General features: G+C 50.7%; 14 protein-coding genes, 1 pseudogene and 1 riboswitch. Of the genes and pseudogenes, 10 read left to right on the top strand and 5 right to left on the bottom strand.

The genetic code is table 11. The features are described 5' to 3' along the window. The first annotated feature begins 3 nt into the window (after window positions 1–3). Together L2712_RS09470 and L2712_RS09465 are read left to right on the top strand one after the other, a co-directional pair. A complete protein-coding gene (locus L2712_RS09470; RefSeq protein ID WP_248977629.1) occupies window positions 4–903 on the top strand; it encodes a LysR family transcriptional regulator in 900 nt (299 codons plus the stop codon). 75 nt (window positions 904–978) lie between these two features. Further along, window positions 979–1239, top strand: a complete 261-nt coding sequence (locus L2712_RS09465; protein WP_033539652.1) for a hypothetical protein — start codon at window positions 979–981, stop codon at window positions 1237–1239. Window positions 1240–1331: 92 nt separating this feature from the next. On the opposite strand, the gene L2712_RS09460 is transcribed toward L2712_RS09465, so the two are convergent. From L2712_RS09460 to L2712_RS09440, 5 genes are all read right to left on the bottom strand, one after another. After that, a complete protein-coding gene (locus L2712_RS09460) occupies window positions 1332–2063 on the bottom strand; it encodes an HDOD domain-containing protein (RefSeq protein ID WP_033539653.1) in 732 nt (243 codons plus the stop codon). Between the two features lie 230 nt (window positions 2064–2293). Next, a complete protein-coding gene (locus tag L2712_RS09455) occupies window positions 2294–2905 on the bottom strand; it encodes an arylesterase (RefSeq protein WP_248977628.1) in 612 nt (203 codons plus the stop codon). Window positions 2906–3002: 97 nt separating this feature from the next. Beyond that, window positions 3003–4961: a TonB-dependent receptor gene (locus L2712_RS09450; RefSeq protein ID WP_248977627.1), complete on the bottom strand. Its 1959-nt coding sequence runs from the start codon at window positions 4959–4961 to the stop codon at window positions 3003–3005. Window positions 4962–5059: 98 nt separating this feature from the next. Then, a riboswitch (cobalamin riboswitch) is annotated at window positions 5060–5260 on the bottom strand. Between the two features lie 123 nt (window positions 5261–5383). After that, window positions 5384–6700 carry a metal-dependent hydrolase family protein gene (locus tag L2712_RS09445; RefSeq protein WP_248977626.1) on the bottom strand — a complete coding sequence of 439 codons (1317 nt, stop codon included), beginning with the start codon at window positions 6698–6700 and terminating at the stop codon, window positions 5384–5386. A gap of 196 nt (window positions 6701–6896) precedes the next feature. Further along, window positions 6897–7526: a hypothetical protein gene (locus L2712_RS09440; protein WP_248977625.1), complete on the bottom strand. Its 630-nt coding sequence runs from the start codon at window positions 7524–7526 to the stop codon at window positions 6897–6899. A 254-nt stretch (window positions 7527–7780) separates the two neighbouring features. Between L2712_RS09440 and L2712_RS09435 the strand changes: the two genes are divergently transcribed. From L2712_RS09435 to L2712_RS09405, 8 genes and pseudogenes are all read left to right on the top strand, one after another. Then, window positions 7781–8158, top strand: a complete 378-nt coding sequence (locus L2712_RS09435; protein WP_248977676.1) for a BlaI/MecI/CopY family transcriptional regulator — start codon at window positions 7781–7783, stop codon at window positions 8156–8158. Further along, window positions 8155–9372: a M56 family metallopeptidase gene (locus L2712_RS09430; RefSeq protein ID WP_248977624.1), complete on the top strand. Its 1218-nt coding sequence runs from the start codon at window positions 8155–8157 to the stop codon at window positions 9370–9372. Before L2712_RS09435 ends, L2712_RS09430 begins: the two co-directional genes overlap by 4 nt. Window positions 9373–9580: 208 nt before the next feature. Then, complete coding sequence (locus L2712_RS09425) at window positions 9581–11209, top strand: pepsin-like aspartic protease (protein ID WP_248977623.1); 1629 nt, start codon at window positions 9581–9583, stop codon at window positions 11207–11209. A 67-nt stretch (window positions 11210–11276) separates the two neighbouring features. After that, window positions 11277–11810 carry a GNAT family N-acetyltransferase gene (locus L2712_RS09420; protein ID WP_248977675.1) on the top strand — a complete coding sequence of 178 codons (534 nt, stop codon included), beginning with the start codon at window positions 11277–11279 and terminating at the stop codon, window positions 11808–11810. Window positions 11811–11904: 94 nt separating this feature from the next. After that, window positions 11905–12723: an SAM-dependent methyltransferase gene (locus L2712_RS09415; RefSeq protein WP_248977622.1), complete on the top strand. Its 819-nt coding sequence runs from the start codon at window positions 11905–11907 to the stop codon at window positions 12721–12723. Between the two features lie 15 nt (window positions 12724–12738). Continuing rightward, entirely contained in the window at window positions 12739–13005 is a 267-nt protein-coding gene (locus tag L2712_RS09410) for a hypothetical protein (protein ID WP_248977621.1), read from the top strand. Window positions 13006–13013: 8 nt separating this feature from the next. After that, window positions 13014–13310, top strand: a pseudogene (locus L2712_RS19160) (GGDEF domain-containing protein); the annotation flags it as partial. A 369-nt stretch (window positions 13311–13679) separates the two neighbouring features. Continuing rightward, window positions 13680–14810, top strand: a complete 1131-nt coding sequence (locus L2712_RS09405; protein WP_248977620.1) for a tetratricopeptide repeat-containing diguanylate cyclase — start codon at window positions 13680–13682, stop codon at window positions 14808–14810. Window positions 14811–14887 lie beyond the last annotated feature (77 nt).

The raw sequence follows: 14887 nt of genomic DNA, 5'->3' as shown, positions 1-14887 counted from the left end.
AAAATGATAGAGCTTAGGCATTTACGTACATTGGTCGCCCTGAAAGAGAGCGGCAGTCTCGCGGGCGCAGCCAAGAAGCGCTTTGTCACCCAGTCAGCCTTATCCCACCAGATCAAGGAATTGGAGACCCGCATCAACTCGGCAATATTCGTGCGTAAGAGCAAACCCCTCTCTTTTACTCAGGAGGGAGCTCGCCTACTCAATCTGGCCGAAGAGATCTTACCTAAGGTGATAGAAACTGAGATCGATCTGAAAAACGGTCTGGGTGGCGAGGTGAAAGATCTCTTTGTGGGCATAGAGTGTCACAGCTGCTTTCGCTGGCTGATGCCGGTGATCGAGCAGTTTAATGCCAGCTTTCCCCACACTAACCTTGAGTTGTCGAGCCGTCATCTATTCGATTCGCTGACCGCGCTCAAGCAGGGGCAACTGGATGTTGTGCTCACTTCAGATCCTATCCCTGATCATGATATCGCCTACCAGCACCTGTTCGATTTCGAGGTCAAACTCCTGGTCGCCAAAGACCATCCGCTGGCCGATGCGCCCTATGTCACGCCAGCACAGCTTAGCGAGCAGACACTGCTCACCTACCCAGTTCCATTAGACAGACTGGATATCTATCGCCACTTCATGGAGCCAGCAGGCGTACCGGTCGCCAAGCAGATCCGCTGCGATCTTACCGCCATGTTGCTGCAACGCATCGCCTGTAAGGATGGCGTCGCAGCCCTGCCGAGTTGGTCCATCAATGAGGCACATGGTCTGTCGCTCAAAGCAGTAAAACTGGGCCCTGAAGGGCTAAAACGCCCTCTGTTCGGCGCCTATCGCAGTAATGGCAGCAGCGCGCGCCTCGCCCAGCAGTGGCTGAATTTGGTGACCTCTGAGGGGCTGGAACGTCAGGGGCACTGAGCCGAGTATACAAGCAGTGAGCTAGAGGTAGACTGGTGTTATCGCTCGAGAAACACTAAAGGATTAGTATGAAACTTGTGGAACTTTTTTGTTCAAGCCTGTCTCTGGTTTGGTATCGTCTTATCCCCTTGCTTATTAGGCCTGCTTAGCGGCGGCCTATTTAGCATGCAACAGTCGCCGTCTAGCCTAACCGCGCCACTTTTAGGCTTAGCCATGGGCGCGCTTTTGGGCATCATCTGGGCCGAATATATTCGCAAAGTCCATGGTCTCAGCCAATTCTTTGGCCGTCTGGTGGCGACACCCGATATTGACGGCCGCTCAACCGACAAGCTGTAACCGGTAAGCAAGAAAGCCCGAACTCAAGCTTTCAAACTCTAGACACAAAAAAACCTGCACTTGGCAGGTTTTCTTTTAGCTGGGCAAAACGCCTATAGCGGGTTGAGCAGCTGATTACGCATAGAGAGCACCCGGCGTAGCACCAGACCTGGCGAATTAGGATTGCGGGTCTGACGCAGGTTATGGGCAATCATAAACTCTTCCCTTAACTCCTCGTCAAGGCCAAGAGACTCAAACGCCTCCAGAGTTAATGTCTGCTTCTGGTTATCAATCAATGATTTAATGATAGAGAGCGGGAATGACTGCTCCGACTCGGCGTTCAGATAGGCAAAGGCAGTCAGGGCGATTATCTCGCCAAACACGCTAAAGAGCGCCAGGGTCTGCACCTCATCCGGACTGATGTCGACTCCTTCCATATGATGCAGGCTATCGACGGCATCGGTAGCAATACTCTCAGTCAGCGCCCAGTAACCATAGACTAACTTCTTATAGGGCTGCGGCAACTCGTCCAAACGCTCCTTCAGATAGAAGGTAAAGGCGTAACGATAGATATTGACCTGACCTAAACGCACCAAGGCATCTTTTAACGAACGGTTTTTCGATGAGACGATACCACCAGCGTTAGCCGCCGAATTGCTGCGCCACAGCAGATGTGCCGCTAAGGCGGGGTCAGAGGAGACAATGTCAATCACATTTCGGATATCGCCATCGGCAATAATGGCTTTTTTCAACGGGATAAGAATGCCCCGTCGTCCGATGACCTGTTCTTCATTGGCAATAATTGCGCGTACTTGAGTGAATACCTGATGCTCAAGATCTGTCATGAGAAGTTATTAACCTGATTTATTATTGGCACGGCGCCATTTGTTATCCGAGAATTTACCCATAAAAAGCCCATCTGGGTCAAGTCGATTTGGGGTAAAAACGGACATTAACCTAAATAAATTTATCTTGCCACTCGCGCTTGCCCGTTGGGCCAGGCTAAACGACAAATTTCTGCCACTTAACAAGCAAGTGACACCCTGTATCTCTGGGCTGTTCGCACCGTTTTCGGTTATAGGGCACCGGCCTGTTGCAGACGCTGATATAGGTGCTCGGCGAGTCGGCGATAGCCTTCGTCGTTAAGGTGAATAGCATCAGATTTTACTTCTGGTAATTTTAGCAGCTCTGTCAAAAAATCCTCAATAAATAGCAGCTGATATTGCTCAGCCAACACTTTATAGAGGGGCGCCGTTTCCAGCCATAGGCTCTTCTTAGGTACACCAACTAGCACTACAGGGATATTGCGCTGACGCGCTAGGCTCAACATGGCGTCGAGATTGGCGGCCACCTGCTGCTCGCTGACGTTACGTAAAAAATCGTTGCCCCCTTCTAGGAGTATGACAAGATCCGGGGTTGTCTCATCCAGCACACGGGCAAAACGTAACCGACCTTGGGCTGTGGTCTCCCCCGAAATCCCGGCATTGATCACCTCGCGACCAGTCAGCTTACTGAACTGACTGGGATAATCCAGCTCGCGACTGGCACCAACCCCTTGGGTCAAACTATCGCCAAAAGCGAGTATCTTGGCATCGAGTGGCAGTGGCGATAATGACGGTCCACGCTCAGGCCACAGCCAGACAACCAACAACAGAACCACGGGCAACAACAACCATTTCAACTTCAATCTTTTAGCTCCCTTATTACTCATATGCCATCCATGATGAACAGCTGGTAATAAAAAAGCCAGTCAGATCTGACTGGCTCTCCTAAACAAGGCAGGCTTAGAAACGATAGCTGGCGCTCAGACGCAGCGAGCGGCCAGTGCCAGGGTAATAACCACTACCCCAAGTGCTGAAATAGCCGGAGCTGACATACTCCTCATCCAACAGGTTATCCACTCTCAGGCTAGCCAGCCAAGCATCGCGGGAATAATTCACCGAGATGTTCGCCAAGGTATAGGCATCGAGCTTATCCCCTTGATTGGCATTGTCACCCTCCATATAGCGCTCGCCCGTGTAGACCGCCTCGACGAATAGCTGTAGATGCGCATAAACATCAAAACTGACATAACCACGGCCGCTGTTTTTGGCCACCCAAGAGAGCGCCTTGCCCTCATTGGCGCCTTCGGTAAATTCGGCGTCTATGTAGTTATACTCAAGCCCAAGCTGCACCGCTTTGCTCACCTGCCAGTCCCAATCGACACTTGCCCCATAACGGCGCGAAGCATCGGCATTAACATTGGCACCCGGGAAGCTGCCACCAATCGGTGTCTCGGCGCTCGGGTCGAAGACGATCTCATCTTCCAGATCCAGGCGGTAAGCACTCAGACGCAGCGTGTTATGTTCGAGCAGCAGATCCCAGCCCGCTTCATAGGAACGACCCGTCTGTGGCTTGAGTCCCTGAATGCTGGCCGGGGTATAGGCCTGCTCATCCACCTTGGCAAAGCGGAAGTTATCATCGGCGCGCAGATACAAGCGCTGCTGCTGGTTAGGACGATAGTTGATGCCAAGCTCGAAGGCATGGGCATCCTGATCGAGATCGATCCCATTTGGATAGGCTTTGCCGTCAACCAGCTCATCGGTCACCTCGGCATAACGTCCACCCACCACATAGCTGAAGGTATCAGTTAGCGGCACTGTCGCCTGCAAGTAGGCGCTCGCCAGCTTCTGCACATTACTGCGGCCATTACTAAATACCGACTCTCCTCGGCTCAGATCTAAACCGGTCACCAGCTTGAGCTCGCCATTATCCGTCTTGATATTGGCCACAGCCTTAGGTTTAAACTCCAGCAAGGAGCGGGTATCGCGGCGGTTAGTCGCCCAGGTGCTGAGCCCGGTTATCAGGGTGTCACTATAGTTAAGATCCGCGCCCAGTGACCAAGCCTCGTTAAGCTGGCGCTGATAACCGCTGCGGGCCGCCGTAGTCATCTCATGCAGATAGGCATCGACAAACAGATCGCCCGCCTGCCTAGGGTCTTCTTTAATCTGCGCTTCGGTAAGCGCCGGAGCTAACTCGCGATGGTTGTCATAGTAGCTCGCCTCGGCGAAGAACTGCTGCGCCGCATCGTCATATTGCAAGCGTCCCAGCACAGAGCTGGTCTCGCTGGCATTGTGCTTGCGATAGTTATCACTCTTAAGGTAATTGGCCGCGCCATAGAGACGCCAGTTGTCGTTGATGGCTACCGAGCCATCGGCCTTAGCTTCGTAAGTATCGAAGCTACCGCCCGAGACCTGCACGCTACCACCGTTATCTTTAGGCGCCTTAGTGACAATATTTATCACCCCGCCAACCGCCTGATCGCCATAGAGCACACCGGCACTGCCTGAGAGGATCTCGACTCGCTCTACCTGATTGAGACCAATTGCATTGATGCTGGGGGCAGCGATATCGATATTATTGAGACGGCGGCCATCGATAAGAATCAAGGTGTTGTTGGCAGCCTGACCGGCACCGAAACCGCGCATGGCAAAGACCGCGCCCGAATTTGAGTCTGAAACTTGAATACCGCTCTGTCCGCGCAGCAAGTCGGTGAGATTGGTGGCGCCGCTGAGCTCAATGGCGGCAGCATCAATCACATTGACGTTGGCCGCAATATTAATAGGGGTGTTTTCACTGCGGCCGATAACTGTGATGGTCTCATCCACAGGCCCAGGGGTGCCTGAGTTTGCCGCCATGGCAGGCATACTGCCAGCCAAACATGCGCCAAGTAGTAACGCGATTTTACTAGGTTGTGTACCCATTTCCTTTAACTCCTAAAAGGGAAACAGGGCAAGGTGTCACGACTGGGCGCAGTCCATAAAACCGCCAGGGTCGCATTTTGAGATCTGCCCACCGAAATCTCAAAATCACCTTAAGGGCCGGTCTCCGGACTGAGGCTAAGTCTAAACAAGCTGTTTAAACGACGAGCAAGGATTGTTAACGCACTAGCGCATCCAGCTCTCACCTTTCACCGTTGCGGGGGCAGTGCCAGATTTTCACTGGCTTCCCGATTATCCCTTGCGCCATTTTGGCCAGGGCACCACATAAGGTTGACTAAATTTGGTTGCTCTGTGTCGACCTAAACGCGCAAGCTGACCGACTCACGACAACGCAGGTATGTCGCCAACAAGATAGATGACAAAGCGCGGGCATTATAGACGTCTACACGTATAAATGTCTAATATCACTGCATCTGACTCTCTAACCCGGATTTGACCACCTTACCCCCTTTCATCACAAAGCCCACATCCAGCAGGGCTGAGATATCTTCGAGGGGATTTCCCTGGGTCGCAATAATGTCAGCCTGCTTGCCTACCGCCAGGGTACCCAAGCTATCTGACATATTGATAAGCGCGGCGCCGTTTATGGTGGCCGAGATCAACACATCCTGATTACTCATGCCCGCCTGACTCATCAGCACCGCTTCGCGGGCATTAATACCGTGAGCCGACACACCGCTGTCTGTACCATAGGCAATCTTAACGCCCGCCTCATAGGCGCGGGTAAAGTTGGCTGTCATATCGGCGCCCACCCGGGTCGCTTTTTGCTTTATCGCTGACGACATAAAGTTGGACTCTTCGGCCATATGCACCACGGTATCGCCAGCCAACAAGGTAGGAACTAAGAAGGCACCATTTTTCTTCAGTAGCTTAATGCTTTCCTTATCGGCATAGCTACCATGTTCTATGCTATCGACCCCGGCGCGCAAAGCGGCATTGATCCCTTCAGTTGCATGGGCATGGCTAGCCACCTTGCGTCCTAGGGCATGGGCTGTCTCGACAATCTCTTTAATCTCATCGTCATTCATCTGCTGCCCTGTGCCTGTGTTGGTGTCAGACAAGACGCCGCCGGTGGAGGTGATTTTAATAACATCGGCGCCAAACTTGATGGCACGTCGAGTAGCACGGCGGCAATCATAAGGACCATCACAAATCGTCTTAGTGGTAAACTTATCCAAGAGATCCGGGCTCATACCATCCACATCACCATGTCCGCCTGTCACCGACACTCCACCCGAGGCGATAATACGCGGCCCATCGAGCCAGCCCTTATCGATCGCATCACGCAGGGCATAGATCTGCTCAGGCTTAGCACCAAGATCCCGCACCGTCGTAAAGCCCGCCATCAGCGTCTTCTTAGCAAAATAGGCACTCTGCATCGCCACATCGGCATCAGACATACGCAGTCGCTGACTGTCATTATTGGGCCCAAGTTCGCCTTGTAGATGCACATGCATATCCATCAGGCCAGGCATTACAAAAGCCTGCTTCAAATCGACATAGTGTGCGCCTGGGGCAATAGTCTCGACACTCTGATACCCGGCGGCCACTTGGCTTATCTTGCCGTCGGTGATCACTAAGGTTTGCTCAGAAGCAGGCTTGGCAGCGGGGTCGGCCAGTAAAATACCAGCATGGATCACTGTGACCTCCGCTGCGCTAAGGGAGTGAGATAGAAAGATCGCCGTCATGGCGGCAAGGGGAAGCAGCTTATTATTTTTCATTATGACCCGTTTATCATCTCTGGACTAAAATATGCTCACCGGCGGTTAACAGACACAGCGAATCACTGGCTAACCGCTCAGGCGAACGCTTAAATCTCAATAACATGACAACAAATTGTTGTAAAAACAACCAGAAAAGAAACCCTGGTAAACCAGGGTTATCGGGAATTCGCAAATCTAGAGACCTGCGGCAGCGTTAACGCAGACTCGCCATATTGGCAACGCGCTCTATTGGCGGCGCGATTATCGGCAAGGTAGAGAGAGATAATAATGCTTCTCCCCGCGCCGATTGATGCAGCAGAAACAGATCTTCCTCACCGGCGATAACTGTGTAGTGGCCAATCTCACCTATAGGCTTGTTCACCCCATCCTCACCGCGATGCGTCAGAGGCATTTTGTCACAGGTCAGCATGGCACTATAGCTTGCCTTGCCGCTAATATCGCTTGCCCCGAGCTTCTGATATTGCATCTCTCCCTCACAGATATGGCGATATTGCTCGGCAAAAGTATCAAGAAAATCTTCGGGACCGATACGGCCAGCCATCCCTTTAAATCCTTGCACACAATAGAGGGAAGACCAATGGGCTAATAGCTCTTCTGCTGGCACAAACTCGGCAGAAAACATATCCCCCTGCTGCTCACTGTAGGCCAGGCGCCAGCTTGATGGGAAATGCAGCCCGAGCTGCTGTTTGAAAATCGTTAATTGACTGGCTTGTGGAGCCGATGGACCACCATTGTTAGCCCCAACACTTAATGGCATAACAAGCAGTGCCAAACCTAACCGCCGCGCCAACATCTTAGATAAACCGGGTCGTAAAAAATCCATTTTTATATACCTCATCCTCAACCATGCGACACACGCTCACGTAAACGAATTGCTCGCTAATCAATGCCTGAATGCAGTTAAAATCACTAAAACAGAGTGATATCCAGCAGATATTACTACAAAGCGACGACAAAAAGCTGCGCCATTTACAAAAAATAGCGTTCAAAAAATGACTTGACGCATTAGATTACAAATGTAATCTAAATTAAAAATTACAACTGTAATCAAACTAACAGACAAATAGAACAGACATGATGAAAGAGATCAGCAACGCCGAACTATCGGTACTCAACATCTTATGGCGCAACTCCCCCTTAGGCGCCAGTGAAGTCGTCGAAGCGCTGGCCAGCAGCCAGGGCATGCACGAAAAAACCGTCAAAACCTTGCTCAACCGTCTGGTAAAAAAACAGGCCATAGGCTTTGAAAAACAGGGGCGCGCCTATCGTTATTACCCGTTAATCGATCAGAGCGAGTACCAACTCAAAGAGAGCCAATCTTTTGTCGAGCGAGTGTTCGCCGGTAAAGTCGCTCCTCTGGTGGCAGGCTTTGCCAAGCAGAAGCAACTCAGTCCAGAAGACATTGCCGAGCTGAAGGCCCTCATCGAGCACTGGGAAGAGGATCAATCGTCATGATGACCTTACTGCTTAACATCATGCTGCCACTGACGCTGTTATGCACTGCCCTAATACTGCTGCACAAACCGCTACTGGCACGACTTGGCGCCCATAACACCTATGCCTTGTGGAGCAGCGTCCCACTGCTGCTGATTGGCACTGTTTACGGACAGCTATCCCCTGGCAATATCAACAATGCCTCACTGCAACAACTTCAGCATTACCGCGTGCTAGCCAGCGAGCTGTTAGCTCAGAGCCAATTCAGCTGGCTCAAGCTGACATTAACCAGCACCTGGCTTGTGGGCAGCCTGATGCTGCTGGGCGCACTCATCTATTACGCCTACCGGCTCAGACAACTGATACAAGAGAGTCAGCCGATTCATCTAAACACTAACGCCGAGTCAAATCACCCCATACAAATTAGGCGTCACAACGGCATAGACTCACCCATGCTAGCCGGACTCTATAAATCGGTGATCTTAGTACCAGGCAGTTTTGAACATCTACCAATAAGCCAGCAGGCGGCGGTGATCAGCCATGAGCTGAATCATCAAAAGCGTCTGGATATTCTGGCCAACCTGTTTGGTTACCTGCTGGTGTCACTGTTTTGGTTTAACCCCGTCTTTTGGCTGGCCTATCGCCGCTTTCGTGACGATCAGGAGCTTTCCTGCGATGCCGAAGTCACTCAGAAGATGAATAAACAACAAAGAATTGCCTATAGCCAAACGCTACTGGCGTACTCCCAGCAGGCCCAATTGGGCATGCTACACACTCACTATGGAAACAAGACCATCCTCAAGGAGCGGATCATGCAAATGAAGAGAACACACACCAAGCGTCCAATTGCCATTCTAGGCCTGGCGCTGACACTGGGATTATCGGGAGCCTTAATCAACCAAAGCGCTAATGCGGGTGACAAACACCATGATGAAACCAAGGCGCCGAGCCCGGTCATGCGGATCGAGCCAAGCTATCCCGTCGAGGCAGCTGAGAACCATATCGAGGGGTATGTCCAACTACAGTTTGATATCGACAAGCAAGGCAATGTCAGTAATGTCTCAGTGATCAAGTCGTCTCCGGCAGGTATGTTTGACAGCGAAGCCGTTAAAGCCCTGACTCAATGGCGATACCAATCTTCAGCTAACGGCGTTAAGCAGGCCAAGGTACAACTGGACTTCATGATGTCGGCACCAAAAACTGAAATAGAAAGAGTTCGGGTGACCGCCAGCTAAGGCCGGCAGTCAAAACCTATATGTGAAAAGGGGCCGCGTTGCTCTTTTTCTGTTGCTGACATTAAACAATACTTCTCACCTAATGTGACACCCTCTCCTCCTCGCTATTTGCCACGGGTTTACCTTGGATTGATCCCCTTCTGCGGATCGGGTAAAACAATGGCTTATATAAAAACAAAACGAATTCCCTCAACCCAAAAGGTCATCGATGAGTTCACCTAAGGCCACGCCTCGCACCCTAAAAGTTCCCCTGGTCAATGTGTATGCCAAAGGCGGTTACAGTGCCCAACTGCGCATCGGCGCAGAGAAACATCCGCTGAACCTGATCTTAGATACCGGCAGCAGCACCTTAGTGGTATCCGGCAGCGATTATGCCGAAGAGCGTGACAACGCCTTAGTCCCCACCAGCTTGGCACAAGAGGTGCTTTACGGCATAGGCGGTTGGGACGGCCCTGTAGTCTATACCCGGGTGGGTATTCGCGAAGATGAGATAGATTTCGATATTCATGACGAGCATGTCCCCCAGGCCCATCAGCCCATAGTGCTGGAGCGATGCGCCGTCGCCGTAGTCTCCTCTTTAACTCAGGAAACTAGCTTCGCCGACGCCGATGGCATTCTGGGGCTGGCTTATGACAGCCTCAACAAGGTCTATGATTTAAAAGATTATTTCAATCACTATGGCATAGCGCCCGCGCTCACTTTTCCCTGGCCCTTTGATGAAGAGATCCATCTCTCCAGCCAGCATTATCGCCCGATCCTCAATCAAGCCAGCAGCGACTTCTCAATAGATCAAGCAGCGGACATCATTTGGCATCAGGCAACAGACCAGAGTTTCAACAGCGAAGATTTGCGCCAGTTTAAGCGCTTCTTGCGCACCCAGCCCACAGATAGTCTGCCGCCCTACTTCAACAATTTAACCACCCACGGCCTGACACCGAATAAGTTTGCCTTCTTTGCCCGCCGCTCCAGCATACATGTAAGGAGCCAAGAAGTGGTGGCCCCCAACAGCGCTAATGACTTCGCCTTCTTAGGCCAGGATCCTCTCAACCAAGGCTGGTTGATCTTAGGGGGCGGAGAGGAACATACCGAGCTCTATCAAGGCGAGTTTAAAACCATAGCTGTGATTGAAAACAAGTATTACAACGTCAATCTGCTGGGGCTGAGTGTCGGCGACAATGAGATGATCCCCAGCCTGCTAACTCAGGCGCAACAGCAAGCCCAGGCCGCAAACGAACAGCCCCAAGAGGCTCCGCCAAGTAGCGCCCTATGTCACAATGGCCAACATCTGCATACGCACGGGGTACATATCTGTGACACCCTGCGCGGTCAAAGCAACGCCATTATCGACACAGGCGCCTCCGCCATCGTGCTCACCCGTCATCTATTTGATGCCATGAAACAGGCGCTAGACGCGATCAACCCGCTATTTACTGAGCAGATTGCCCCCTTTAGCGAGATCGCCTTTCAGCAAACCGGCATCGACATGGAGACCCTGCAACTGGAGCTATGGCCGGACCTCACCTTCTACTTTATTGGCCCACGGAGCGAATTGCACGCGGCGCCCACTTGTAGTGACCCCAGCTGCCCACCGGGTTGTGAGCCAGTATCCATCCGCGTCACGCCCCAGCACTACTGGCAAATCAATACGCCAACCAAGGGAAAGGCCTGCTTTAAGCTGCTCTCACAGCTGCCCAACTGGCCAAATCAATCTATCTTGGGCCTACCACTGATGAGTGGCTACTATGTGATATTTGACCGTTCGGTGGATGACAAGGGAGTGATTCGCTTCGCCGAGCAAAGCCCACTGGCCATATCGGAGGCGCAACTTGCCAAGTAACTCGCAACTCCCATCACGGCTAACCCAACATCTGCCCAACCACAGTTTTTGTAGTGAGCGCCTGACCATGCGCCCTATATCGGCAACGGACAGGGAGCTATATCACCGCCTTTATTGTAATGGGCGGGTGATGCGTCATATAGCCCCACCGCTCACCCAACACCGAGCCGACAAGGCGTTTCAAATCGCGTTATCGCAGATGACGCAAGCTCTATCAGACACTGTGCCTACTACTCAATATATGAACTGGACCATAATGGAACAGAAAAGGCAGCGCGCCATAGGTATACAAGGGCTGACTTGGCAGGGAAACGATCGCAGCAGGGCTGAGATCGGCATCATGTTGTTGCCCGAGGCTAACGGCAAGCTCTATCCGGAGGAAGCCATGGGAGCCTTGATGGAATATGCTTACCTTAAGCTAAAGGTTGAGCGTATACAGGCTAATTTTGCTGCCAAAAATCTAGCGACTGAACGCTTCGTCAAAAAGCTCGGATTTGTATTTGAAACGGCTCCCTTTTCACTTCCTAAAGAAAATGAGAATTACCCACAAAAGATGAAATCCTGTTTCGCCGAAAGAGTCCATTACATAAGTATGAAATAGGTCTCCAATTCAAGGTAATTAGCAGTTTTAAAATACTAAGATTACTGTTAACTTTAACCCTCAATTAACAAGCGTAACATCAGGACTCTATTTCATGGCGGGAAGCCTAGCCTGCGTAGGCATAGGGATGACCTTAGGTGCCCACATCTGCCCCCTGGCACGCAGCTATATTGAACAAGCCGACGTGGTTTTTTCGGGTGTCTCCAACGGTATCGTGGAACTCTGGTTACAGGAGATGCACTCTGACGTGCGCTCGCTGCAGATCTTCTACGACGAGGGAAAGTCGCGCCATATCACCTATCGAGAGATGGTCGACGCCATAATGTCTGAAGTCAGGCAAGGCAAGAAAGTTGTCGGCGCCTTCTATGGTCATCCCGGAGTTTTCGCCCAGGCGCCCCACCGCTCTATTGAGGCGGCGCGCGCCGAAGGCTTTGAGGCGGTTATGGTGCCAGGTATCTCGGCCGAAGATTGCCTCATCGCCGATCTTGGCGTAGATCCCGGCCAATTTGGTTGCCAGCAGTTTGAAGCCAGCCAGTTTATGTTTTATCAGCGCCGCTTCGACCCCTCCAGTTACTTGGTCCTCTGGCAGATAGGCCTGGCCGGTGACAAGAGCATGACCAAATTCGCCACCAGCAAGGCCCATCGGCAGGTACTGATAGAGCTGCTGGCAGAGACTTATCCCCTAGATCACCAGGTGATCCTCTACGAGGCCGCCGTACTCCCTATTGATAAGGTACGTAAGCAATCTTTGACGCTAGGTAAACTGGCCGATGCCGAGATCTTCATGCACACCACCTTGGTGATCCCGCCGAGCGAGAAAATGCGACCGAATCCAATCATCTTGGAGAAGCTGGCTAAACTAGAGGCGGCCCTCCATGTTGATGACAGCCTAGTACCTGAAAACAACCACTAACAATAAGGACGAACAATGCCGAACATCATTCAACTACTGGAACGTATGGGTCAAGACGCCACGCTACAAAACGAAGCTAATTTCCAGCAGGCAATTACAGAATCAACGCTCAGCACTACGCTAAAAGCATCACTATTAAATCGAGACGATATTAGCCTTAAGAGAGAGCTAGATGTTTGTCCTGATATTGTGTGTATTATGCTGCCTGCTGAAGACGAGCCTGAACAGGAAGAAGAGCGTGAAGAAGAACAGGACATCACTGATCAACGGCTTTCAGCATAAGACGATATATGGTTACTTCGCTGCGTTTAAAAAATCTGGCTCGCTTGATTTGTGCGAGCCTTATTTTCATCATAGGTAACAGCTTCGCTTTAAATAATCTAGAGGCGGATAGATTACTGTCAAAGGCTGAGCAAATAAAAAGCTCATCCCCATATGAATTCAATGACTTAATAGAAAAAATAAAAACTTCACGTCAGAGCCTTTCCGAATCTCAACAATACCATCTTGCTTATTTAATTGGCTATCAATATTCCTTTAAAGGTGACTTTACCAACGCGATATCGACCTACAATAAAATTCTCGAGATGAAAGGCCAGAATGAAATAAAATATAAAACTATCATCTCATTAGTGAATATTTACGCCATATCGAAAAATTGGAATGAGGGAATTAGGCAACTATCCAATCTAACTCACCTTGCACCATCCATACGAGATGATGAACTAAGGCAATTAGGTATCGCCTCTGCAGCACTGATTTACAATCAATTGAGTCAGTATGAGCTGGGTCTTAGTTTTACTAATCAATTGTTTACAAGAAAGACAACGCAAAGAAATTACTGTGTTGCCCACAGTTTAAAACTAGAGTCACTATTTAGATTACATAGACTTCAGCCTAACTCCCCTGAAATTATTGAAGGGATAAATGCATGCCAGGAAGCCAACGAACCCATAATGGAAAGCGCGATAGATAGCTATCTAGCAACGCTTTATATACAAGAGGGCAGGCCAGATAAGGCCATCGAGATATTAAATAGTAACTTAGAAACTCTAGAAATATCGCAATACGCCCCCTATATCGCCATTTATCATTCACTCCTCGCCCAAGCCCATTTTGATAGACACGAATTAAGCCGTGCGAAAAACCATGCCTTACAGTCACTCGAGTACGCCAAAGGCATAGCTAACTCAGAGTCTGGAGTAAATGCATATAAAATTTTGTATCAAATCAACAAATCACAAAATGATAGTGTTGGCGCTCTTTATTACCATGAGTTATACGCCCAGGCCGACAAGGCATATCTGGACGATATCAAGACCAAGCATCTAGCCTTCCAGCTCGCCGAGCATCAAGCGGCGGAGCAGAAGAGTCGTATCGCCCTGCTCGACAGACAAAACAATCTGCTCCTGACAGAGCAGCAACTGGCAAAGACCCAGGCGGAAAATACCCGCCTATTTATTTCGCTGCTGATCGCCATCATCACACTACTGGGATTTTGGGCCTATAAGTCATGGACCATTCAGAAGCGCCTCAAGCAGCTGGCTGAATTTGATGCCCTGACTCATGTATTTAATCGCGGCCATTTCACTCAGGTAGCACAAAGCGCCTTGGCCTACTGTGAAAGCAGTGATGTGGATTTAAGTTACATCCTGTTCGATCTGGATAACTTCAAGCAGATCAATGATAAATATGGTCATGCCGTGGGTGACTGGGTACTGAAAAAGGTCGCCAAGGCTTGTCAGGCCCAAGGACGAAAAAACGATATCTTCGCCCGTATCGGCGGCGAGGAATTTTGTATCGCGTTGCCGGGATGCGATCTGCAAACCGCCATCAAACTAGCGGAGTGCTGCCGTAAGGCGATTGCCAACATAGATTGCAGCGAAACGGGTCATGATTTTGAGGTCACCGCCAGCTTTGGGATCACAGACACTCAGATGTCAGGATTTAAACTGGAGCGGCTGATCAACGACGCCGACAGCGCCATGTATCAGTCGAAGGAAACCGGACGGGATCGCATCTGTGTCTTCGACCCTGAAGCCGAACGCGCCATCCCCAAGGCCTCACATACTGTGCTTTCTCTCTAAGTCATAATAAGAGTCCACTAAACTGCGTCGGCTCAACCTGAGCCGACTGGCAGCAATCCCTTAAATCACACTAACAT

The sequence above is a fragment of the Shewanella marisflavi genome, assembly GCF_023283925.1.
In the GTDB taxonomy this organism is placed as follows: Bacteria; Pseudomonadota; Gammaproteobacteria; order Enterobacterales; family Shewanellaceae; genus Shewanella; species Shewanella marisflavi.
The sequence above is the reverse complement of the archived record's forward strand: the minus strand, read 5'-3'. Positions and strand labels throughout refer to the sequence as shown.